Genomic DNA, 22,242 nt, shown 5'->3' with positions numbered 1-22,242 from the left:
CCTGTTCGGGTTCTCTCCGGTATGCGTGTCGCCTTTCTCACCTTCTTCGTCGTCCTGATCGCCGCCGCCACCAGCTTCGCCGCCCCGCCGCGCGAAACGCCGGAGGAGCGCGAGGTCGCCGCCACGTTCGACGCCGCCCGCACGGCGCTGTCCGAGAAGCGCGGATCGGCGGTGATCCCGCTGCTCACCCGCAATTCGGTCAAGGCGCTGGAGTCGGTGCGCGATGCCGCCCGCCAGCCCGGCGATGCGCCTTTGCAGCGTCTGGAGCCGGCGGAACGTTTCGCCGCCATGGGGCTGCGCCGCTATCTCGGTCCGGCGGAATTGCGGCGCATGTCGGTCGGAGACATTGCCAACCATGCGCTGAAAGCCGGCTGGCTCGGACCCAACGTCATCTCCCGCAGCGCGCTGGGGCCGGTGCGGGTCAAGGGCGACCGGGCGTCGGGCCTGCTGATGGTCGACAACCGGCCGGCGCTGGTCCCTGCCGATTTCGTCCGCGAGGGCGGGGCTTGGCGCATCGACCTCGCCAGCGTCTTCACCTTCGGCAGCCAGATGCTGAAGGGCTTCGCCGCCATGGCCGGCAAGGACGAGACCGCCTATATCGGCGAACTGCTCGACCGGCTGCCGGCCAAGCCCGGTGCGATGAAGGCGCAGTGATCCGGAAGCGGATCCTCCATTCCCTTCATCCACCCACTTTTATCCAGCCTCTTTTATCCCTGGCTCCGCGTCCATCGGTGCGATTGCGGCGACTCCGGCGATTGCGTAGACTCGCGCCCGCTTCCACCAAGTGTTGGCGCCGACGATGACCGCTCCGGAAGAGACCGCTTCCTCACCCAACCCCGGCCGGGCCGTGCCCTGCGGCGCCCGGTTCCGTGTCGCCGTTCTGGAGCTGGCCGCCGCCCGCGGGGCGGGGGTGCCGATGCTTGTGTCTGCCGCCCTGCTGCTGGCGCCGAAGGCGGGAACCGATCCGGGCCTGCGCGATCCGGAGGGCGAGGCGCTGCTGGAGGTGGGAGAGACCGACGCCAGCGACGGTGCGATCCGCAAGGCGCTGGCCGCCGCCCTGGCGCTTGCCGATCCCGGCGCGCGCATCCTGCCGGGCGAGGATGTCCGCCGGCTCGAAGCCGCGGTGGAGACGCTGGGCTATCGCAACAAGACGCTGGCCCACGCGCTGCAGCGCCTGTCCTTCCAGCCGCTCGACGGCCGCATCACGCATGTGCGCGACGCCGCCCAGCTGTTCGGTTTCGTCAATGAATGGTGCTTCGACGAGGATCAGGTGCGGCGGCGCTTCCGCGAACTGGCGCCGGTCTATCACCCTGACACCGGTATCGTCGCCTGTCGCGAGCGGATGGGCCAGCTGATCGACGCCCGTAACCTGCTGGTCCGCCATGTCCGCAGCGTCTACGGTTCCGGCGACTGGATGGCCCGGCGGGGTGGGCCTTCCGCCTGAAAACTGGCCGCTTCGACAGAACCTCTCAGCTAGCCAGTCCGATCGCCTCCTCGACGATCGCCTGATCCATCGTGGCGCCGTCCAGCACCGCACCGGTCAGGTCGGCGCCGGTCAGGTCGGCCTCGCTGAGGTTGGCGCCGGTCAGGTCGGCCCCGGCGAGGTTGGCGCCGGAGAGGTTGGCCTTGCGCAGGTCGGCCTTGCACAGCAGCGCCATGCCGAGCCGGGCGCGTTGCAGGTTGGCGCGCCAGACATGGCCGCTCATCGTCTGGATATGGACGGGGCCGAGCTGGGCGCCGGTCAGGTTGGCGCCGGTCAGGGTGGCGCGTTCGAAATTCACCCCGCGCAGATCGGCCTTCGACAGGTCGGCCTTGCGCAGGTCGGCCAGCGACATGTCGGCTATCGCCATCGCAGCACCCGACAGGTTGGCGCCGCGCAGCGCGATGCATTGCAGGATCGCCGCCGACAGGTTGATGCCGTCCAGCTTGCGCCCCGACAGGTCCAGCGCCGACAGGTCGGCGCGCTTGCCGGCCTTGCCGCCGCTGTCGATCCAGCTCAGATGCTCCATCAGCATCTCGCGCAGATCGTCTTCCGGGTTCTCCAGCGTCTTGGCCAGCACCGCCGCCTGCAGGTTGGGCGAGCGCATCTGCGCCGCGTCCAGGATGGCGCCGATCAGCGTGGCGCCGCTGAAATTGGTGCGGTTGATGGCGCAGCCGGTCATCACCGCCCCGGACAGCCGGGCGCCCGTCAGGTTCGCCTCCGTCAGGTCGGCGTCGGTCAGGTCGCAGCCGGTCAGGTTCGAGCCGGTCAGGTTGGCGCGCATGAACTTGGTGCCGCGCAGGACGGCGTCGGTCAGGTCGGTCTGCATGACGAAGGCGTTGGCGATCTTGGCCCGCGACAGGTCGGCGCCGCGGATGGTCGCCGCCGTCAGTTCCGACGTCAGGACGGAATCCTCATACTCGTGGGCGTACATCTCGCCGCTGGAGTCGTAATGCAGCAGCGTGCCGTCGCGCAGGTCGACCTCCACCAGCGTCGCCTCGCTCAGCACGGCACCGCGCAGGCAGGCGCCGCGCAGGTCGGCCCGGCGCAGATCGGCCTTCTCCAGGTTGGCGAGCCGCAGGTCGGCGGCATAGAGGTTGGCGTTGGCGAGGTTGGCGCCGGTCAGCCGGGCGCTGAACAGCTTCGCCCCCGACAGGTCGGCGTCGGACAGGTCGATGCCGGAGAGATCGAGATGCGACAGGTCGCGCATCTTCAGGTTGGCGCGCACGCCGCCGGGCTGGCTTTTGCGGAATGCCTGGTGCCGCAGCAGGATCGCGTTGAGCTGGCTCTGGGTCAGCTTGGTTCGCGGGCTGTTGGACCCAAAGCCCTGGGCGGACGACATCGCCGGCATACCTTCTCTATTTGGTGACTCATAATCCGAAAGAGTCGCCAAAATTTGGTTAAGGGTTGATGGCTTGTGACAAGCTTGGGACCGATAACTGCTGCCGGGCAAGGCAGACGTAAGGACGACTGCAAAAGACCGACTGCGGCGGTTGACTCGGCCTGCCGGCTTCTCTATGGTCCGCCGACCTGTCTTCCGCAAAGTCGATAGACCGGGTACCCCGGCCCAACGCCGGGTATCTCCGCCAGTCCGCGAAATTCGCGCACTGGCGCTTTCGTGCTTGTGCGGGTGGCGGCCCTGACGCTGGACCCGGAACTGGGGAACGAGTATCGCATGTTCGAAGGCCTGACCGGACGCCTGGGCGACATCTTCGACAAGCTGCGCCGCCGTGGCGCGCTGACCGAGGAGGATGTCTCCGCCGCACTGCGCGAAGTTCGCGTGGCGTTGCTGGAGGCTGACGTCGCCCTGCCCGTCGTCAAGCAGTTCGTCACCCAGGTGAAGGAACGCGCCGTCGGGCAGGAGGTGCTGAAGTCGGTCACCCCCGGCCAGCAGGTCATCAAGATCGTCCACGACAACCTCGTGGAGATGCTGGGCGAAGGCGCCGAGATCAACCTGAACGCCGCCGCCCCGGTGCCGATCCTGATGGTCGGTCTCCAGGGCTCGGGCAAGACCACCAGCACCGCCAAGATCGCGCTGCGCCTGAAGACGAAGGACCGCAAGAAGGTCCTGATGGCCTCGCTGGACGTCCGCCGTCCGGCCGCCCAGGAGCAGCTGAAGGTTCTCGGCGAGCAGACAGGCGTCGCCACGCTGCCGATCGTGCCGGGCCAGGACCCGGTCGCCATCGCCAAGCGCGCCATCGAGACCGGCCGTCTCGAAGGCTACGACGTCGTCATGCTCGACACCGCCGGCCGCCTCGCCATCGACGAGGAGCTGATGGCGGAGGTCGCGGCCGTCCGCGACGCGACCAAGCCGGTGGAAACCCTGCTGGTCGCCGACGCGATGACCGGCCAGGACGCCGTCACCGTCGCCACCAATTTCAACGACAAGGTCGGCATCACCGGCATAGTGCTGACCCGCATCGACGGCGACGCGCGCGGCGGTGCCGCCCTGTCGATGCGCCAGATCACCGGCAAGCCGATCAAGCTGCTGGGTGTCGGCGAGAAGATCGACGCGCTGGAGCCCTTCCACCCCGACCGCATCGCCGGCCGTATCCTCGGCATGGGCGACGTGGTGTCGCTGGTGGAGAAGGCTGTCGAGACCATCGACAAGGACGAGGCCGAAAAGCTCGCCCGCAAGATGGAGAAGGGCCAGGGCTTCGACCTCGACGACATGGCGATGCAGCTGAAGCAGCTCCGCAAGATGGGCGGCATGTCCGGCCTGATGGGAATGCTGCCGGGCATCGGCAAGATCAAGGACCAGCTGAAGGACGCCAACGTCGACGACGGGATGATCAAGCGCCAGGAGGCGATCATCTCCTCGATGACCAAGGCGGAGCGCAAGAACCCCGACCTTATCAAGGCTTCGCGCCGCAAGCGCATCGCCGCCGGTTCCGGCACCTCGGTGCAGGAGGTCAACAAGCTGCTGAAGCAGTTCGAGACCATGCGCGGAATGATGAAGCAGGTGCAGAAGCTTGGGAAGAAGGGGATGCTGCGCGGCGGCCTCGGAAACCTGCTGCCGAAGGGACTCGGCGGCTTTGGCGGGAAGGGGCCTTTCGGCTGACCCGACCGCCTCTCGAAATCACCCGATACCTGTTTGACTTGAGAAGAGAAAGTTTCGACCAATGGCTTTGAAGATTCGTCTGGCTCGCGGTGGTGCGAAGAAGCGTCCGTTCTACTCGATCGTCATCGCGGACGCCCGCAGCCCGCGTGACGGCCGCTTCATCGAGAAGATCGGCACCTACAACCCGATGCTGCCGCGCGAGCACGAGCAGCGCATCATCCTGAACGCCGAGCGCGCCAAGCATTGGCTGTCGGTCGGCGCCCAGCCGACGGACCGCGTCGTTCACTTCCTGGCCACTGCCGGCCTGGTCGAGAAGCCCGCCGTCCGCGAGACCCCGAAGAAGTCGGCTCCGAAGGCCAAGGCGCAGGAGCGCCTGAAGGCTGAGGCCGCCGCTGCCGCGGCTGCCGCAGAAGGCTGACCTTGGGGCTGAGGTTGAGGGTGGGCCGTCTGGCCCGCAGGGTTGAGGTCGTGACGACGTGCCGGGTGCTCCTTCGATGACCGCCAAAATCTGTGTCGGCCAGTTCGCGGGATCGCACGGCGTGCGGGGGCTGGTGAAGCTTCGCAGCTTCACCGCCGAACCCGCCGACGTCATGACCTACGGCCCGCTGTCGGACGAGACGGGGACCCGCCGGTTCACGGTGACGCTCCAGGGCATGGTCAAGGACAACTTCCTGGCCAAGGTCGACGGGGTGACCAGCCGCGAACAGGCGCAGGCCCTGGCCGGCTTGCGGCTTTATGTGGAGCGCGGCGCCCTGCCGGCGACGGAGGACGAGGACGAGTTCTACCATGCCGATCTGATCGGCCTGCGTGCGGAACTCGCCGACGGTACCGTCTATGGCACGGTGAAGGCGATCTACGACTTCGGCGCCGGTGACGTTCTGGAGATCAGGACCGCAGGCGGGCCTTTGGAGATGCTTCCCTTCTCCAAGGCCTGCGTGCCGGCGGTCGATGTCCGGGGCGGTCGCATCGTCGTCGATCTTCCCGCCGTGATCGAGGCCCGTGAGGGTTCCGGTGACGAGGCGGAGGAGGCCGGGGGTGAAGAGGGCGGAGACCGGAGCGGGGAGGAGGGGCCGTGAATCACGGCGCCGACGGTCCGCGGGTCTGGACGGCCAAGGTTCTGACGCTGTTTCCGGAAATGTTTCCGGGACCGCTCGGCCACTCGCTGGCGGGCAAGGCGTTGGAAAATGGAGTCTGGGCGCTGGAATCGGTGGACATTCGCTCGTTCGCGCGCGATAAACACCGCTCCGTCGACGAGACCCCCTTCGGCGGAGGGGCCGGCATGGTCATGCGGCCCGACGTGCTGGACGCGGCTTTGACTGCGACGGCGGGACCTGTGGGGGCGCCGGGACGCGGCCGGGCGATCTATCTGTCGCCTCGCGGACGGGTGCTGAACCAGGAACTGGTCAAGGAGCTGGCCGCCACCCCGGTGGTCACGCTGCTCTGCGGCCGGTACGAAGGGGTGGACCAGCGGGTCCTCGATGCGCACGGCCTCGAAGAGGTCAGCCTCGGGGATTTCGTGCTGTCCGGCGGGGAACTCGCCGCGCTCAGCCTGATGGATGCCGTGGTGCGCTTGCTCCCCGGCGTCATGGGCAACGTTGAGACGGCGGGTGAAGAGAGTTTCGAACGGGGGTTGCTCGAATACCCCCACTACACCCGGCCGGCGGTCTGGACCGACGGGCAGGGTGTGGAGCGCGCGGTGCCGGAGGTTCTACTGTCCGGTCACCATGGAAAGGTCAAGGCCTGGCGGCTGGCCGAGGCGGAGAAGATCACGGAGGCCCAACGGCCGGACCTGTGGTCGCTCTACCAGGCAAGCCGTCCGGCAGTAACTGTTACGAACAAGGGTCGGCGGCAGGCTCGCCGGCGCGACCCGAAACCGGAGTGACGGTCCGCCGCGAGGCGCGCCGATAGAAAAGGGGTAGTGCTATGAACCTGTTGCAGCAGCTCGAGCAGGAGCAGATCGAGAAGGCCCTCGGTGGCAAGACGATCCCGGAGTTCTCCTCGGGCGATACCGTCCGCGTGAACGTGAAGGTCGTCGAGGGCACGCGCGAGCGCGTCCAGGCCTATGAGGGCGTCGTGATCGCCCGCAAGAACGCCGGCGTGAACTCCTCGTTCACCGTCCGCAAGATCAGCTACGGCGAGGGCGTGGAGCGCGTGTTCCCGCTGTACTCCCCGCGCATCGACTCGATCGAACTGGTCCGCCGGGGCGCCGTCCGTCGCGCCAAGCTGTACTATCTGCGCGATCTGCGCGGCAAGGCCGCCCGCATCTCCGAGCGCACCAGCGGCCGCGGCATGGTCAACGGCCGCCGGGCTGCCGAGTAAGGCGCCTTTCGGTTCGGTTCAGGTTCATAGGTCCGGCGCCCGGCCGTCCGGCTGGGCGTCTTCTTCCCGTCACCATCAGAAAAGCTTAAGGAGTAGGCGCCATGAAGCGCACGTTCCAGCCGTCCAAAATCGTGCGTAAGCGTCGCCACGGCTTCCGCCACCGCATGTCGACCGTCGGCGGCCGCAAGGTGATCGCCCGCCGCCGCGCCCGCGGCCGCAAGGTTCTGAGCGCCTGATCCCCGCTATGGCGGCGCCGGGCCACGAGGTCGGGCGCCTGATGCGGCGGCCGGAATTTCTGGCCGTGGCCGGGACACGGCGAAAGCATGTGGCTCCCGGCCTGATCCTCCAGGTGCGCCGGCACGATGACAAGCAGCGGCCCGCCGAAGGCGGTCCGCCGATCCGTCTCGGTTTGACGGCGAGCCGCAAGGTCGGCAACGCGGTGGTGCGCAATCGCGCCCGCCGCCGTTTGCGTGAGGCCGCGCGGCAGATTCTGACCGTCCATGCGGCGCCCGGCCACGACTTCGTGCTGGTCGCCCGCGGCGGCACGGCCGAACGGCCGTGGACCGACCTGCTCGGCGATCTTGCCGCCGGGCTGAAGCGCCTCGGCCTGTGGCGCGAGGCGGAAGGGTAGGAGGCTCGCGACGTCATGTTTCGCATCGCCGGCCTCAGCCCGCTCGCGCACCTGCTCCGCGCGCTCGTCTATCTCTATCGCTGGACCTTGTCGCCCTTCGTGGGCTGGCAGTGCCGTTTCCAGCCGACCTGCTCCTGCTACGCCATCGAATCGCTGGAAAAGCATGGGGCCATCCGGGGGGGATGGCTGACTGTGCGCCGGCTCGGGCGTTGCCATCCCTGGGGCGGGTCTGGCTGGGATCCCGTGCCCGATCCCGTGCCGCCGCCGGCGCCCATGGCGCCGCATCGCTGCGGACTGCGGGAAAAGGGGCATGCGGCGGTTGCCCAGCCCGGCGAAAACCCGTAACAAGGCCGCGCACACGCCGCCCTTCTTCCAAAGGCCCCACGGCAACCGGGACGCCATGACCGACCAACGCAACCTCATCATCGCGATTGCCCTGTCGATCGCCATCCTTCTGGGCTTCCAGTTTTTCTACGAGAAGCCGCGGGTGGAGCAGCAGAAGCAACTCGCCGCCCAGCAGGCCGCCCAGACGGAGCAGTCGGTGCCGGTGCCGGCCCCCGGCGTGCCCGCCCAGCAGCCTCCGGCCACGGCTGAGGTCGCGAAGGAGCGCCCCGTCCTGCTCGCCGAGCAGCTGGCGGCCGGCACCCGCGTGAAGATCGACACGCCGGCCCTGCACGGCTCCGTCAACCTCGTCGGCGGCCGCATCGACGACCTGACGCTGGCCCAGTACCACGAGACGCCGGACCCCAAGAGCCCGGAGATCGTGCTGCTGGCCCCGGCCGGCACGCCCGCGGCCTACTATGCCGAGTTCGGCTGGGTCCCGCAGGGCGCCGGCATCGCCGCCCCGACCGCGACCACCCGCTGGACCGCCGACGGCGCCGCGCTGACGCCGGACAAGCCGCTGACCCTGACCTGGGACAACGGCCAGGGGCTGGTGTTCGAGCGCAAGATCGCCGTCGACCCGGACTTCATGTTCACGGTGACGCAGACCGTGCGCAACACCGGCGCCGCCCCGGTCACCCTGCTGCCCTACAGCCTGGTGTCGCGCAGCGGCACGCCGCACACGTCCGGCTATTACATCCTGCATGAGGGTCCGCTCGGCGTCTTCAACGGCTCGCTGACCGAAGAGAAGTACGACGACGTCCGCAAGGCCGGTTCGATCGCCAAGGACACCACCGGCGGCTGGGTCGGCATCACCGACAAGTACTGGCTGGTGTCGCTGGTGCCCGACCCGAATGAGAAGGTCACGGCGCGCTTCCTCTACAACCAGGTCGCCAACACCGACCGCTACCAGACCGACACCATGGGTGCGCCGGTCACTGTTGCGCCGGGCGCCTCGGCCGAGAACACCGGCCGCCTGTTCGCCGGCGCCAAGCAGGTGAAGCTGCTCGACAGCTATTCCGAGAAGCTGAACATCAAGAACTTCGATCTGGCGATCGACTTCGGCTGGTTCTATTTCCTGACCAAGCCCTTCTTCTACGCGCTGGATTTCCTGGGCCGCATCATCGGCAACTTCGGCATCGCCATCCTGGTGCTGACCGTCTGCGTCAAGGCCGTCTTCTTCCCGCTCGCCAACAAGTCCTATCAGGCGATGAGCAAGATGAAGGCCCTGCAGCCCAAGATGCAGGAGCTGCGCGAGAAGTTCAGCGACGATCAGGCGCGCATGAACCAGGAGCTGATGGCGCTGTACAAGCGCGAGAAGGTCTCCCCGGTGTCGGGCTGCCTGCCGATCCTGATCCAGATCCCGGTGTTCTTCTCGCTCTACAAGGTGCTGTTCGTGACCATCGAAATGCGGCATGCGCCGTTCTTCGGCTGGATCCACGACCTGTCCTCGCCCGATCCGACGACCATCTTCAACCTGTTCGGCCTGATCCCCTGGGACCCGCCCGCCATGCTGCATCTCGGCCTGTGGCCGCTGATCATGGGCGTGACGATGTGGTTCCAGCAGAAGATGAACCCGGCACCGCCGGACCCGATCCAGCAGAAGGTGTTCCAGTTCCTGCCCATCGTCTTCACCTTCATGCTCGCCGGCTTCCCGGCCGGTCTGGTGATCTACTGGGCCTGGAACAACACCCTGTCGGTCCTGCAGCAGTGGACCATCATGAAGCGCATGGGCGTGAAGGCCTGATCCGTCAGCCTCTGCCCAATGTCTGAGACCTGCCGCCGGCAAAGACCCTTGACGGGCCTCTGCCGGCGGTATGTTTTTTATAGCGTCATCCGTTTGTTGAAACGGATGACGCTATAAGCCTTTGTTTGACGATCGGATTCACGCTTCAAATCGTGTCCGGTTTTTCGCGATCCGATCTAGCCGATCCCAACGAGAGCGCTCGCCATGACCAGCCCCGTCACGCCGACCCCCGACACCCCCAGCATCGTTTCCGGCTTCGACGAGGCCGCGCTGGAGGCCGGCCGGCTGCTGTTCGCCAAGGAGTGCGACTTCGTCTGGGGCGCCAACGCGCTGAACCAGCTGCCCGAGGCCGACCTGCCGGAGGTCGCCTTCGCCGGCCGCTCGAATGTCGGCAAGTCGAGCCTCGTCAACGCGCTGACCGGGCGCAAGACGCTGGCCCGCACCTCCAACACGCCGGGCCGCACGCAGCAGCTCAACTTCTTCAACCTCGGCAATCGCCTGAAGCTGGTGGACATGCCTGGCTACGGCTATGCCAAGGAATCGAAGGAGAAGGTGGAGGCGTGGAACGACATGGTCCGCCGCTTCCTGCGCGGCCGCGTCACCCTGCGCCGGGCGCTGGTGCTGATCGATTCGCGCCACGGGATGAAGCCCCACGACCATGAGATCATGGACATGCTCGACCGCACGGCGGTGCCCTACGTCGTCGTGCTGACCAAGGCGGACAAGGTCAAGGCTGCTGATCTTGACAGGATCCGCCGTGAAACCCAGGTGGGGTTGAAGAAGCACCCGGCAGCCTTCCCCGACATCCACGTCACCAGTTCCGAGAAGGGCACCGGCATCGCGGAGCTGCGCGCCAGTCTGGCGGCGCTCGCCCTCGGCGCCGAGTAAGGGGCGGCGGCGATGGGTGGTCTGTCTCCCGCGCTGCTGTTCCTGATCCAGGCCCTGCTGCTGATCGCCGGGCCGTTTTTGCTGTGGCGGCTCGGCGGTGGCCGTCACATCGCCCCGATGGTGGTGGTCCAGATCCTGTTCGGGGTGGCGCTGGGGCCGTCGCTGCTCGGCCGGCTGGTTCCCGATCTGTGGGGCGTGCTGTTCGCGCCCGCGGCCCTTGCGCCCTTGTCCGGGCTGGCCTTGATGGCCGTGGTGTTCTTCGCCTTCCTGACCGGCCTGCATCTCGATCCCGCCGAGTTCCGTGGGCGGGGTGGGGCCTTTGCCACCGTGGCGCTGTCCAGCATGCTGGTGCCGACCCTGCTGGGCGGAGCCCTGGGCTGGTGGCTGGCCGGCGCCTTTCCCGCCATGACCGGAAAGCACGCCACCCCCGGCCTGTTCGCCGCCGGCTTCGGCATCTGCGTCGGCGTCACCGCCCTGCCGGTGCTGGGCGCCATTCTGCGCGAGATGGATTTGCTGGGCGACCGGGTGGGGCGGCTGGCGCTTGGCTATGCCGCGGTGAACGACGCGCTGCTCTGGCTGCTGATCACCGCGGTGCTGGCCTGGGCGACCGCCGACGGGGGGAACGGCGGCGGCGATGCCTGGGCGGTGGCAAAGGTCGGCCTGCTGGGCTTCGCCTATGTCGGTGCGACAGTCCTGCTCGTGCGCCCGCTGCTGGATCGCCTGCTTGAGCGGGTGGCGCCGGACGGGCGGATGGGCGATACCGCGGTGGTGGTGACCTGTGCGGCGCTGCTGGCCTCGGCCGCGGTGACCGAGCTGATCGGGCTGCATTACATCCTGGGCGCCTTCATCGCCGGCAGCGCGATGCCGCGCCGCTATGCGGCGGCGATCCTCGACCGGCTGGAGCATTTCGCCACGCTGATCCTGCTGCCCTTCTTCTTCACCCTGACCGGGTTGAAGGTGAACCTGACGCTGGACGATCCGGCGGAATGGAGCGTCTTCGCCCTCGCCAGCCTCGCCACCATCGCCGGCAAGATGGCCGGCACCACGCTGCCCGCCCGCTGGACCGGCGAAAGCTGGCCGGATGCGCTCCGGCTCGGCACGCTGATGCCGTGCAAGGGGCTGATGGAGGTCATCGTCCTGACCGTCCTGCTGGAGGCGGGCGTGCTGTCCGGCCCCTGTTTCTCGGCGATGGTGCTGATGGCGGTGGCGGTGACCGCGCTGACGCAGCCGATGACGCGGCTGGCCGGATTGTGGCGTCCGGCGGGCGGCGCGGCGGCCGCAGCCGCGGGAGGCCGTCACGGGGGTGTATGACCGTTAAATTGCCCCCTAGGCAACCGGCCGGCCTTTCCGTTAAAGAAGCCCGACACTCCACCCCGACAAAGGGCATCCTCCCGTGCAGACTCCCACCCGTGACGAGTGGCTCGCCAAGGCCCGTACCCTGTCCGAAGCGCTGCCCTACATGCGCCGTTACGCCGGGAGCACCTTCGTCATCAAGTACGGCGGCCACGCCATGGGCGACGCCAGCCTGGCGGAGCTGTTCGCGCGCGACATCGTCCTGCTGAAGCAGGTCGGCATCAACCCGGTGGTCGTCCATGGCGGCGGCCCGCAGATCGGCCAGATGCTGGAGCGGCTGAAGATCAAGTCCAGCTTCATCGACGGCCTGCGCGTCACCGACAAGGAGACGGTCGAGGTGGTCGAGATGGTGCTGGCCGGCTCCATCAACAAGCAGATCGTCGCCGCCATCAACAGCGCCGGCGGCCGTGCCGTCGGCCTGTCGGGCAAGGACAGCAACCTGATCACCGCCCGCCGTCTGGAACGCGTGCAGCGCGATCCAGACAGCAACATCGAGCGGGTGCTGGACCTCGGCTTCGTCGGCGAACCCTACAAGGTGAACCCGCAGATCCTGCACGCGCTCGCCCAGTCGGACATCATCCCGGTGATCGCGCCGGTCGGCTTCGACGTGAACGGCGACACCTACAACATCAACGCCGACACGGCGGCCGGCGCGGTCGCGGCGGCGGTGAAGGCGGCGCGCTTCTTCCTGTTGACCGATGTCGCCGGCGTGCTCGACAAGGAAAAGAAGCTGATCGAGAAGATGTCGCTGGAGGATGCCCACAAGGCCATCGCCGACGGCACCGCTTCGGGCGGCATGATCCCGAAGATCGAGACCTGCATCGGTGCGGTGGAGCAGGGCGTCGATGCCGCTGTTATCCTGGATGGCCGCGTGCCGCATGCGCTGCTGCTGGAGATCTTCACCGAAGGCGGCGCCGGCACCCTGATCGGCAAGGCCTGACACCACGGAAGGGGACCGCCAAGGGGGGCCCGATGAGCGATCTGCGCAAGGAGTTGCTTCGCCAGATGAAGGCCATCCGGGAGAGGATGGACCCGAAGCTGGTGGAGCGTGCCCGGCTGGCCGCCCTGGGCAAGGTCCCCTATGACAGCGACGCGGCGAAGGAGGCGGTCGGCCATTTTCTCGACGCCAAGCGGGATGGCGGCGCCTTCCGCCGCAAGCTGGAACAGGCGCTGAAGGCCGAGGGTGGGGCGCTCGACCTCGATGGGGAAAAGGCTCCGCCTCCGGCGAAACCGCGGCGCGGTGGCCGGGTGACCTAGACCGGGCCGCCCGAACCGCGCCCATGCAAGGAGCACAGCCTTGCTGCATGTCTTCGTCAATGACGGCGGTCTGCTGCGCTGGGACAGGGAGGCCGCGGACGAGTCGGTCCCGTTCCCCGAGTCCGCCGTGTGGCTGGACCTGATTAACCCGACGCCCGACGAGCTGGCGCGGGCGGAGGCGCTGATCGGCACCAACCTGCCCACCCGCGAGCAGATGGCGGAGATCGAGGAGTCGAGCCGTCTGCGCGTTGCCGGTGGTGCCTTGACCATGACCGTCACCGCCCTGGTCTGGGCCGACACCGACGAGCCGCGCATCGCCACTGTCAGCTTCGTGCTGGCCGGCCGGCGGCTGGTGACCATCCATGACATCGATCCGCAGGCGCTGCTGGCCTTCCGCCGCCGCGCCACCCATGGGCAGGTGTCCGCATCGCGCGGCGAACTGGTGCTGGCCGCGCTGGTGGATGGGATGATCGACCGCACCTCCGTCGTGCTGCGGCGGACCGGGGTGGAGATGGATGCGCTGAACCGCCGCTATTTCCGTGGGCGCAAGCTGCGCTCCCGCGGCGAGACGCTGGACGACGCGCAGACGCTGAAGCGCATCGGCCATGCCGGCCACCTGATCGGCAAGGCGCGGATCAGTCTGGCCAGCCTCACCCGGATGACCGACTTCCTGGCGCGCGGCGACGGGTGGAACGCCGGCAAGGCGACGCGGCGCTGGGCCAAGACCACGCTGCAGGATCTGCGCGGGCTGGACCAGTATGCCCGCTTCCTGTCCGGCAAGGTCGCCCTGGCGCTCGACACCGCGCTGGGCCAGATCAATGTCGAGCAGAACGAGATCGTCAAGATCGTGTCGGTGCTGACCGTCCTGCTCTATCCGCCGACCCTGGTCGCCAGCATCGGCGGCATGAACTTCACCGACATGCCCGGCAGCCAGTCGCCCTTCGGTTATGCCAGCGCCTTGGGGCTGATGCTGCTGTCGGCCTTGCTGCCGATGGTCTACGTGCGGTCGAAGCGCTGGATGTAGCGCAATTCCACAATATGGCAGGCGGATCGTCCGCAGCGCTTTCCTTTTGACACGACCGTCCGTCGGCGGCAGGATGGGCCGCATTCCAGGGGGGTCCCGACAGGGGGCTGAGATACCAACGGCCGGACGGCGCACTGCGCATGCCGGCAGCGTGGTGACCCTTCGAACCTGATCCGGGTCATACCGGCGAAGGGAGGGACCTCGTGACGGGCCGTATCTCGCCCCGTCCGGCCGTATCGGCCCCGCCATGCCGGGGAAGCCATTCCGAAAACGGCCCGCACGAAGATACCGCACCTCCGTCCGCAGTCCCGGGTTTGTCCGCCCAACTCCGACGGAGAAACCCAATGCCTAAGGACTTCAACGAGAACGCCATCCGCATTTCGACCGGCCCGCTGCCGTCGTCGCGGAAAATCCATGTGCCCGGCACGCGCTTTCCCGACCTGCGCGTCGCCCTGCGCGAGATCGCGCTGTCGGGCGGCGAGCCGCCGCTGACCGTCTATGACGCCTCCGGTCCCTACACCGACGGAGAGGTCACCATCGATGTGCGGGCCGGCCTGTCCAAGCACCGCCGCGACTGGATCCTGGCACGCGGCGATGTCGAGACCACCGACAGCGGCGTGCTGCGCGCCAAGGGCGGCGGCGCGGTGACCCAGATGGCCTACGCCCGCGCCGGCATCGTCACCGCGGAGATGGACTACATCGCCGTCCGCGAGAATCTCGGCCGTGCGGCGGCGCTTGAGGCTGCCAGTGGATCGGGGCGCGACGGCGAGGATTTCGGCGCCGAGATCCCCGACTTCATCACCCCGGAATTCGTCCGTGACGAGGTGGCGCGCGGGCGGGCGATCATCCCGTCCAACGTCAACCACCCCGAGTCGGAGCCGATGATCATCGGCCGCAACTTCCTGACCAAGATCAACGCCAACATCGGCAACTCCGCCGTGACATCCTCCATCGAGGAGGAGGTGGAGAAGATGGTCTGGTCGATCCGCTGGGGCGCCGACACCGTGATGGACCTGTCCACCGGCGCCGACATCCACCAGACCCGCGAATGGATCCTGCGCAACTCTCCGGTTCCGATCGGCACCGTGCCGATCTATCAGGCTTTGGAGAAGGTGAATGGCAAGGCCGAGGATCTGACCTGGGAGCTGTTCCGCGACACGCTGATCGAGCAGGCGGAGCAGGGCGTCGATTACTTCACCATCCATGCCGGCCTGCGGCTGGCCCACATCCCGCTGACGGCCAAGCGGGTGACCGGCATCGTCTCGCGCGGCGGCTCGATCATCGCCAAATGGTGCCTGGCGCATCACCGCGAGAATTTCCTCTACGACCATTTCGCCGACATCGTCGAGATCTGCCGGTCCTATGACGTGGCGCTGTCGATGGGCGACGGCTTGCGGCCGGGCAGCCAGGCCGACGCCAACGACGCCGCGCAGTTCGCCGAGCTGGAGACGCTGGGCGAGCTGACGAAGATCGCCTGGGCGCGCGACGTGCAGGTGATGATCGAAGGGCCGGGCCATGTGCCGATGCACAAGATCAAGCACAATGTCGAGAAGCAGCTGGCGCTGTGCGGCGAGGCGCCCTTCTACACGCTGGGGCCGTTGGTGACCGATATCGCGCCGGGGTACGACCACATCACCAGCGCCATCGGTGCGGCGATGATCGGCTGGTTCGGCACGGCGATGCTCTGCTACGTCACGCCGAAGGAGCATCTCGGCCTGCCCGACCGCGACGACGTGAAGGCCGGCGTCATCGCCTACAAGATTGCCGCCCACGCCGCCGACCTCGCCAAGGGCCATCCGGCTGCGCGGCTGCGCGACGACGCCATGTCGCGCGCCCGCTTCTCCTTCCGCTGGCGCGACCAGTTCGCCCTGTCGCTCGATCCCGACACGGCGATGGCCTATCACGACGAGACCCTGCCGGCGGAAGGCGCCAAGACCGCGCATTTCTGTTCGATGTGCGGGCCGAAATTCTGCTCGATGAAGATCACGCAGGAAATCCGCGACGCCGCGGAGTCCGGCATGGCCGAAATGTCGGAGAAGTTCCGCCAGTCGGGCGGGGAAATCTACCAGCCGGCGGCGGAGTAAGATCTGGCGGAGTGAGGTCTGGCAGGGGGGCGGGTCGCCGCCCCCTCCGTCAGTCCGCGTAGCGGATCTCCAGCACTTCGACCTGTTCCAGTCCGGCCGGGGTCCGGACATCCACCAGATCGCCCTGCCGCGCCTTCAGCAGGGCGCGGGCCATGGGGGAAATCCAGCTGACATGGCCGCGGTCGGGGTCGACCTCGTCGGCGCCGACGATGGTGATGGTGTTCTCCGCCCCATCCTCGCGGGCATAGGTGACGGTGGCGCCGAAGAAGACCTGTTCGCGGTTCTTCTGGTCCTGTGGATTGACCACCACCGCCGATTCCAGCCGCTTGTTCAGGAAGCGGATGCGGCGGTCGATCTCGCGCAGGCGCTTCTTGCCATAGAGATAATCGCCATTCTCCGAGCGGTCGCCGTTGCCGGCGGCCCAGGACACCACCTCCACCACCTTCGGCCGCTCCACCCGCAGCAGGTGGCGCAACTCCTCCTGCAGGCGCTGGAAACCGGGCGGGGTCATGTAGTTCTTGAAGCCCTGCGGCAACGGTGCCGGATCGTCGAGGTCGTCGTCGTCCTGCGTGTCGTTCTCGCGGGTGAAGGCCTTGCTCATGGTCCGACCTGTCCTGTGGCAGGGATGATAACGCCCGGGAAAAGGAAAAGGCGCCTTGCGGCGCCTTTTCCCGTTCCAGAGGTCCCGGTTGGGCCGTCGGGCTTACCGCTTCCACCAGCCGCGGCGCGGCTTGGCATCGGCGTCGGCGTCGTTGTCAGCCGCAGCCGGCTCGGGAGCCGGAGCCGGAGCCGGAGTGGCGGCCACGGCGGCGGCTTCGGCCGGGGCCTCGGCAGCAGCCTTGCGCTTGCGCGGCGACGCCTTCTTCGGCGCGGCTTCGGCAACGGTCTCCGCCGGCGCTTCGACCGCAGCGGCGGCCTTGCGCTTGCGGCCCTTGGCCGGAGCTTCGGCAACGACCGCCGGAGTGGGCTCGGGCGCGGCTTCGACCGGAGCCTCGGCAGCGGCCTTGCGCTTGCGCGACGCCTTCTTCGGCGCGGTCTCGGCAACGGCTTCAACCGGCGCCTCGACCGGGGCAGCGGCCTTGCGCTTGCGGCCCTTGGCCGGAGCTTCGGCGACGACCGCCGGGGCAGCCACGGGGGCGGCTTCGACCGGAGCCTCGGCAGCGGCCTTGCGCTTGCGCGACGCCTTCCTGGCGGGCGCCTTGGCGGCGGTCTCGGCCTGAGCCGGGGCCGGCGCGGTCACCGGAACCGGAGCTTCCTCGACCGCCGGAGCGGCTTCGCCGGCCAGGATCCAGTCGAGATCGCTCGCCTCGGCCGGAGCCTGGGCCGTCTGGACCGGTGCGCCCTGGACCGGAGCGGCGGCAGGCTGCTGGTCGCCGGCGTCCTCGCCGCCCTCCAGGCCTTCCGCACCCTCGCGGCGCGACCGGCGACGGCCACCGCGCTTGCCACGGCGGCGCTTCTTGCGGCCATCGCCGTTGCGCTCGCCGGCATCGGCACCGGTCTCGTCCTCGCCGTCATCCTCATCCTCGTCGTCGCCTTCAGCGTCGGCGTCGGCGGAGTCGGCCGCAGGTTCGGAGATGGCGGCACCGGGGATGGCTTCGGCGGCAACCGGCAGAACGCTCTCATCGGCGTCCTGGCCGGCGTCCTGGCCGGCATCCTGATCGCCCTCGTCCGTCTCGGCATCGCCCTCGGCGCCGTCGCCGTCGGTCCGGCCTTCCTCGCGGTCACGGCCACGGCCGCGACGGCGGCGGCGGCGGCGGCGGCGATCCTCGCCATTGCCCTCGCCGTTGGTTTCGGCGCGCTCACCGGCCTCCTCGACCTGGACGGCCTCGGTCTCGGCTTCCGGCTCCTCCACCGTCTCGACCGGCTCGGCGGCCAGCGCGCGGTCGGTCTCGGCCATCACGCGGTCGGCGCTGACCAGCGGGGCGTCCTCGTCGGGCAGGCGGGCCTTGTTGCGCTCCAGACGGTGATCCGGGGCGATCAGCGTGTCGTCGGCCTGGACCATCACGCTGAAGGCGTGACGCTCTTCGATCTTGGCCAGTTCACCGCGCTTCTGGTTGAGGATGTAGAGCGCGATGGAGGTCGGGACGAAGATGGTGATCTCGGCCGAGCGCTTGCGGATGCCCTCTTCCTCGATGGCGCGCAGGATGTGCAGCGAGGCGGATTCGACCGACCGGACGACGCCGGTGCCCGAGCAGTGCGGGCAGCGCTCGAAGTTGGTCTCCAAGAGCGACGGACGCAGACGCTGGCGCGACAGCTCCAACAGGCCGAAGGCGGAGATGCGGCCGAGCTGGATGCGCGCCCGGTCGTTCTTCATCGCCTCCTTCATGCGGCGCTCGACGGCGGCGTTGTTCCGCGGCTCCTCCATGTCGATGAAGTCGATGACGATCAGGCCGGCCAGATCGCGCAGACGCAGCTGGCGCGCCACCTCGTCGGCGGCCTCCAGGTTGGTCTTGTAGGCGGTTTCCTCGATGTTGCGCTCGCGGGTCGACTTGCCGGAGTTGACGTCGATGGAGACCAGCGCCTCGGTCGGGTTGATGACGATGTAGCCGCCGGAGCGCAGCTGCACCACCGGGCTGTGGATGGCGTCGATCTGCGTTTCCACCTGATAGCGGTGGAACAGCGGGATCTGGCTGTCGCGGTACAGCTGGACGCGCTGGGAATGGCCCGGCATCAGCATGTCCATGAACTCGCGCGCCGTGCGGAAGCCGGCCTCGCCCTCGACCCAGATCTCGTCGATGTCGTTGGCGTAGAGATCGCGGATCGACCGCTTGATCAGGTTCGCCTCTTCATAGATGAGGCAGGGCGCCGACGACTTCAGCGTCTGTTCGCGGATGTCGTCCCACAGGCGCAGGAGATATTCCAGGTCGCGCTTGATCTCGGGCTTGGAACGCTCCAGCCCGGCGGTGCGCAGGATCACCGCCATGCCGTCGGGAATGTCGAGATCCGACAGGATTTCCTTCAGGCGCTTGCGGTCGGCCGGGTTGGTGATCTTGCGGGAAATCCCGCCGCCACGGCCGGTGTTGGGCATCAGGACGCAGTAGCGGCCGGGCAGCGACAGGTAGGTGGTCAGCGCCGCACCCTTGTTGCCGCGCTCCTCCTTCGTCACCTGCACCAGCATGACCTGCCGGCGCTTCACCACTTCCTGGATCTTGTAGGAGCGCAGCGGGCGCGAGCGGCGGCGCTGGGTCTCCGCCTCCTCGTCCTCGTCGCCGCCGAGCGTGTCGGGAGCGGCGCCCTCGGACGGGGCGGCCTGCTCGTCGCCGGCCTCGGCGTCTTCGCCGCTGTCGTCGCCGTCTTCCTCATCGGACGCCTCGGGCGCGATGGGGGAGGGCATCGGCGACCATTCCTCGACCACCTGCTCGGGGCGGATCGGCTCGGCCATCACGGCGCCGTCGGCGGCGGCCTCGGCCCGGGCTTCCGCCTGCTCCTCCAGCCGGCGTTCCTCGGCCAGCAGGGCCTCCCGGTCGGCCATCGGAATGCGGTAATAGTCGGGATGGATTTCGGAAAAGGCGAGGAAGCCGTGGCGGTTACCGCCATACTCCACGAAGGCCGCCTGGAGCGAAGGCTCGACCCGCGTCACCTTCGCCAGGTAGATGTTGCCCTTCAGCTGCTTGCGGCTGGCGATCTCGAAGTCGAGTTCTTCCAGCCGGTTGCCATTGACCACTGCGACCCGGGTTTCTTCCGGGTGCGTGGCGTCCACCAGCATGCGCTTGGCCATATACGATCCTCAACGGCGCGACCCAGGGAACCCGCGCGACCGGTCGGGCCGCCTGGACGCAGCGTCTGTTGTGGGCGAAGCATACGGCACGACGGACCGGAACCGCCGAACGGCGCTGACGAGAGCAGCCAGGACGGCCCGGTAGACACGCGCCGGGCTGCGGCCTTGCGGCCACAGCCAGCTTCGAGGTTTCGTCCTCTCACCGCCAACCCGAACGCGCCACCCTGCGACGTCCCTCCGGCGCGGATGGCCGGACAGGCGGTGTCGAGGGCGACGCCGCAGCCCCTTGGGTAAGCCCCGTGACCGGCGATCGGCTGACCTTCGGCTCGATGGGATCGATGTCCGGGGATCAGCGAATCGGCGCTCACCTTGGGAGTCCGACCCTGGTCTGGCGAATTGCGGTCTGTCGCAAAGATACCATAGACAAGCGATCCCTCTTGCACAACGCGGAAATGCGCCGATTCGGCGAACAAGTTCGTCGCGGGGAAGCCGGGCCGCCACCTTCCACCGGGGCAGCCCGTCCGGGGTACGATCCGGCCGCGCCGAGGCTTGCCGTCCCGCCCACTGTTGCAGGAACGGCACCCCCGGCCGGAATTGACTCAACCGTATGACGATCCGCGTTGAGAGCGTTGAATCGGCTGGGCTATAGCTGGTCATCCGGCGCCTGTTTCCGCCGCTTTCCCATCGCCGCGCACCCTCTGCCGCCGAGGAGATTCGATGCCACGGCCGCCCAGCCTGCCCGCCGCACCCGACCGCCACCCGCATTCCGCCCGTTCGCCGCGGAGATCGGTTGGCCGTGTCCTCGGGGTGCTTGTGCTGGCGCTGGTGCTGCTGGGCTTCGGGTCGGCCGGGATGACGGCCGGGACGGCGACGGCGCAGACCACGGCGGCGCTGCCGGCGGCGCTGCCGCGCACGGCGGTGGTCGATGCCCGGCTGGGCATCCATCCGGACAAGACCCGCTTCGTGCTGGAACTGAGCGACCCGGTGTCCTTCACCGTGTCGGTCGCCGCCGATCCCTACCGCATCGTCGTCGATCTGCCCGACCTGATCTGGCCCGGCGGGGCGCTGCCGGTGGAGGGCAAGGGGGTGGTTGCGCGCTACCACCATACCGGAGGCCCGCGCGGCACGCGGCTGACCTTCGAGACGGTCGGTCCCGCCCGGCTGCGCGAGGGCTACATGATCCCGGCGCGCGACGGCCATCAGCCGCGCCTTGTCCTCGACCTGGAAAAGACGACGCCGGCCGAGTTCCGGCAGCTCGCCGTGGCCGGCAGGGATGCGAGGGAGGTCGGTGGCAAGGGGCAGCTGACGATGTCGTCCATCGTCTCGTCGGCGATGGCGGTTCCGGCGCCGGTTCCGGCCTCGCAGCCTTCGCCGCCCGCCGATCCCGCCAGCACGGTTCCGGCTCCGCCGCCCTTCGCCCCGCTGCCGCCGATCCCGCCGGCCCAGCTGATCCCGGCCGCTCTGCCCGTCGCCCCGCCGCTGCCGGACAACAAGCCGCCGACGGTGGCGGAAAAGCCGCTGATCGTGCTCGACCCCGGCCATGGCGGCCAGGACCCCGGCGCCATCGGCGTCGGCGGCATCTATGAGAAGGACATCACGCTCGCCACCGCCAGGGAGGTGAAGCGCCAGCTGGAGGCGACCGGCCGCTACCGGGTGAAGCTGACCCGCGACAGCGACGTGTTCATCCGCCTGCGCGACCGCGTCGCCATCGGTCGCGAGGCCGGGGCCGACCTGTTCATCTCGCTGCATGCCGACAGCATCAGCAGCGGCGACATGCGCGGCCTGTCGATCTACACCCTGTCCGACAAGGCGTCCGACCGCGAGGCGGAGATGCTGGCGGCCAAGGAGAACAAGGCCGACGCGCTGGTCGGGCTCGATCTGTCGGGTGAGAACCAGCTGGTCGCCAACATCCTGATCGATCTGGCCCAGCGCGACACGATGAACCATTCCAAGCGCTTCGCGACGCTGGCGCTGCAGACGCTGGGGCGCGACGTGCCGCTGATCTCCAGCCGCCCGCACCGGCAGGCCGGCTTCGCCGTGCTGACCGCACCCGACGTGCCGTCGGCGCTGATCGAGATGGGGTATCTGTCGAACCGGCAGGATGTCGGCCTGCTGACCTCCGGCGCGCACCGCGAGCGGCTGGGCAAGTCGCTGGCCCGGACCATCGACAGCTATTTCCGCTGGCTGCACGGCTCGCAGCGCAGCTGAAACGCGGCAGCGAAGGGCGGCTTACCCCTTCTGCGCCGGCGATTTCTTGTTCATGCCCTCTGCGCGTCACATTTTCCTGACATGACGGGAA

At 68.4% G+C, this 22,242-nt stretch carries 21 protein-coding genes and 1 riboswitch; of the genes, 18 read left to right on the top strand and 3 right to left on the bottom strand.

Annotation, left to right across the window (positions count from 1 at the left end; genetic code table 11):
• The first annotated feature begins 21 nt into the window (after window positions 1–21).
• Window positions 22–654 (top strand): hypothetical protein, encoded by a 633-nt coding sequence (locus CRT60_RS32715; protein WP_098740543.1) that lies wholly within the window; start codon window positions 22–24, stop codon window positions 652–654.
• 145 nt (window positions 655–799) lie between these two features.
• Window positions 800–1,444 (top strand): hypothetical protein, encoded by a 645-nt coding sequence (locus tag CRT60_RS32710; RefSeq protein WP_098740542.1) that lies wholly within the window; start codon window positions 800–802, stop codon window positions 1,442–1,444.
• A 25-nt stretch (window positions 1,445–1,469) separates the two neighbouring features.
• On the opposite strand, the gene CRT60_RS32705 is transcribed toward CRT60_RS32710, so the two are convergent.
• Complete coding sequence (locus tag CRT60_RS32705) at window positions 1,470–2,822, bottom strand: pentapeptide repeat-containing protein (RefSeq protein WP_098741151.1); 1,353 nt, start codon at window positions 2,820–2,822, stop codon at window positions 1,470–1,472.
• A 333-nt stretch (window positions 2,823–3,155) separates the two neighbouring features.
• Between CRT60_RS32705 and ffh the strand changes: the two genes are divergently transcribed.
• The 15 genes from ffh (at window position 3,156) to thiC (ending at window position 16,225) form a co-directional block, all read left to right on the top strand.
• On the top strand, window positions 3,156–4,541 hold the full coding sequence (ffh, locus tag CRT60_RS32700; RefSeq protein WP_098741150.1) for a signal recognition particle protein: 1,386 nt from the start codon (window positions 3,156–3,158) through the stop codon (window positions 4,539–4,541).
• Between the two features lie 61 nt (window positions 4,542–4,602).
• Window positions 4,603–4,959, top strand: coding sequence for a 30S ribosomal protein S16 (rpsP, locus tag CRT60_RS32695; protein WP_042704821.1), 357 nt, complete (start codon window positions 4,603–4,605; stop codon window positions 4,957–4,959).
• Between the two features lie 76 nt (window positions 4,960–5,035).
• Entirely contained in the window at window positions 5,036–5,617 is a 582-nt protein-coding gene (gene rimM / locus CRT60_RS32690; RefSeq protein ID WP_098740541.1) for a ribosome maturation factor RimM, read from the top strand.
• Between the two features lie 59 nt (window positions 5,618–5,676).
• Entirely contained in the window at window positions 5,677–6,423 is a 747-nt protein-coding gene (trmD, locus tag CRT60_RS32685) for a tRNA (guanosine(37)-N1)-methyltransferase TrmD (protein ID WP_244592948.1), read from the top strand.
• A 41-nt stretch (window positions 6,424–6,464) separates the two neighbouring features.
• Entirely contained in the window at window positions 6,465–6,860 is a 396-nt protein-coding gene (gene rplS / locus CRT60_RS32680) for a 50S ribosomal protein L19 (protein ID WP_098740539.1), read from the top strand.
• 101 nt (window positions 6,861–6,961) lie between these two features.
• Complete coding sequence (gene rpmH / locus CRT60_RS32675; RefSeq protein WP_098740538.1) at window positions 6,962–7,096, top strand: 50S ribosomal protein L34; 135 nt, start codon at window positions 6,962–6,964, stop codon at window positions 7,094–7,096.
• An 8-nt stretch (window positions 7,097–7,104) separates the two neighbouring features.
• On the top strand, window positions 7,105–7,491 hold the full coding sequence (gene rnpA / locus CRT60_RS32670; RefSeq protein WP_098740537.1) for a ribonuclease P protein component: 387 nt from the start codon (window positions 7,105–7,107) through the stop codon (window positions 7,489–7,491).
• A gap of 15 nt (window positions 7,492–7,506) precedes the next feature.
• Window positions 7,507–7,836: a membrane protein insertion efficiency factor YidD gene (gene yidD, locus CRT60_RS32665; RefSeq protein WP_098740536.1), complete on the top strand. Its 330-nt coding sequence runs from the start codon at window positions 7,507–7,509 to the stop codon at window positions 7,834–7,836.
• A gap of 55 nt (window positions 7,837–7,891) precedes the next feature.
• A complete protein-coding gene (gene yidC, locus CRT60_RS32660) occupies window positions 7,892–9,619 on the top strand; it encodes a membrane protein insertase YidC (RefSeq protein WP_098741149.1) in 1,728 nt (575 codons plus the stop codon).
• Window positions 9,620–9,823: 204 nt separating this feature from the next.
• Window positions 9,824–10,507 (top strand): ribosome biogenesis GTP-binding protein YihA/YsxC, encoded by a 684-nt coding sequence (yihA, locus tag CRT60_RS32655; RefSeq protein ID WP_098740535.1) that lies wholly within the window; start codon window positions 9,824–9,826, stop codon window positions 10,505–10,507.
• 12 nt (window positions 10,508–10,519) lie between these two features.
• A complete protein-coding gene (locus tag CRT60_RS32650) occupies window positions 10,520–11,818 on the top strand; it encodes a cation:proton antiporter domain-containing protein (protein ID WP_098740534.1) in 1,299 nt (432 codons plus the stop codon).
• Window positions 11,819–11,900: 82 nt separating this feature from the next.
• Complete coding sequence (gene argB / locus CRT60_RS32645; protein ID WP_098740533.1) at window positions 11,901–12,800, top strand: acetylglutamate kinase; 900 nt, start codon at window positions 11,901–11,903, stop codon at window positions 12,798–12,800.
• Between the two features lie 32 nt (window positions 12,801–12,832).
• Window positions 12,833–13,117: a hypothetical protein gene (locus CRT60_RS32640; RefSeq protein WP_098740532.1), complete on the top strand. Its 285-nt coding sequence runs from the start codon at window positions 12,833–12,835 to the stop codon at window positions 13,115–13,117.
• A gap of 40 nt (window positions 13,118–13,157) precedes the next feature.
• Complete coding sequence (locus CRT60_RS32635; protein ID WP_098740531.1) at window positions 13,158–14,141, top strand: magnesium transporter CorA family protein; 984 nt, start codon at window positions 13,158–13,160, stop codon at window positions 14,139–14,141.
• Between the two features lie 77 nt (window positions 14,142–14,218).
• A riboswitch (TPP riboswitch) is annotated at window positions 14,219–14,353 on the top strand.
• Window positions 14,354–14,485: 132 nt separating this feature from the next.
• On the top strand, window positions 14,486–16,225 hold the full coding sequence (thiC, locus tag CRT60_RS32630) for a phosphomethylpyrimidine synthase ThiC (protein WP_098740530.1): 1,740 nt from the start codon (window positions 14,486–14,488) through the stop codon (window positions 16,223–16,225).
• Between the two features lie 49 nt (window positions 16,226–16,274).
• On the opposite strand, the gene greB is transcribed toward thiC, so the two are convergent.
• Both greB and CRT60_RS32620 read right to left on the bottom strand, forming a co-directional pair.
• Window positions 16,275–16,826, bottom strand: a complete 552-nt coding sequence (gene greB, locus CRT60_RS32625) for a transcription elongation factor GreB (RefSeq protein ID WP_098740529.1) — start codon at window positions 16,824–16,826, stop codon at window positions 16,275–16,277.
• A 102-nt stretch (window positions 16,827–16,928) separates the two neighbouring features.
• Entirely contained in the window at window positions 16,929–19,943 is a 3,015-nt protein-coding gene (locus CRT60_RS32620) for a ribonuclease E/G (protein WP_098740528.1), read from the bottom strand.
• A 717-nt stretch (window positions 19,944–20,660) separates the two neighbouring features.
• Here CRT60_RS32620 and CRT60_RS32615 point away from each other — a divergent pair.
• A complete protein-coding gene (locus CRT60_RS32615; RefSeq protein ID WP_098740527.1) occupies window positions 20,661–22,151 on the top strand; it encodes an N-acetylmuramoyl-L-alanine amidase in 1,491 nt (496 codons plus the stop codon).
• Window positions 22,152–22,242: the final 91 nt, after the last annotated feature.

The sequence above is a fragment of the Azospirillum palustre genome, from assembly GCF_002573965.1.
Taxonomy (GTDB): domain Bacteria; phylum Pseudomonadota; class Alphaproteobacteria; order Azospirillales; family Azospirillaceae; genus Azospirillum; species Azospirillum palustre.
Note: the sequence above shows the minus strand (reverse complement) of the source record. Positions and strands in the feature narration are given on the sequence as shown.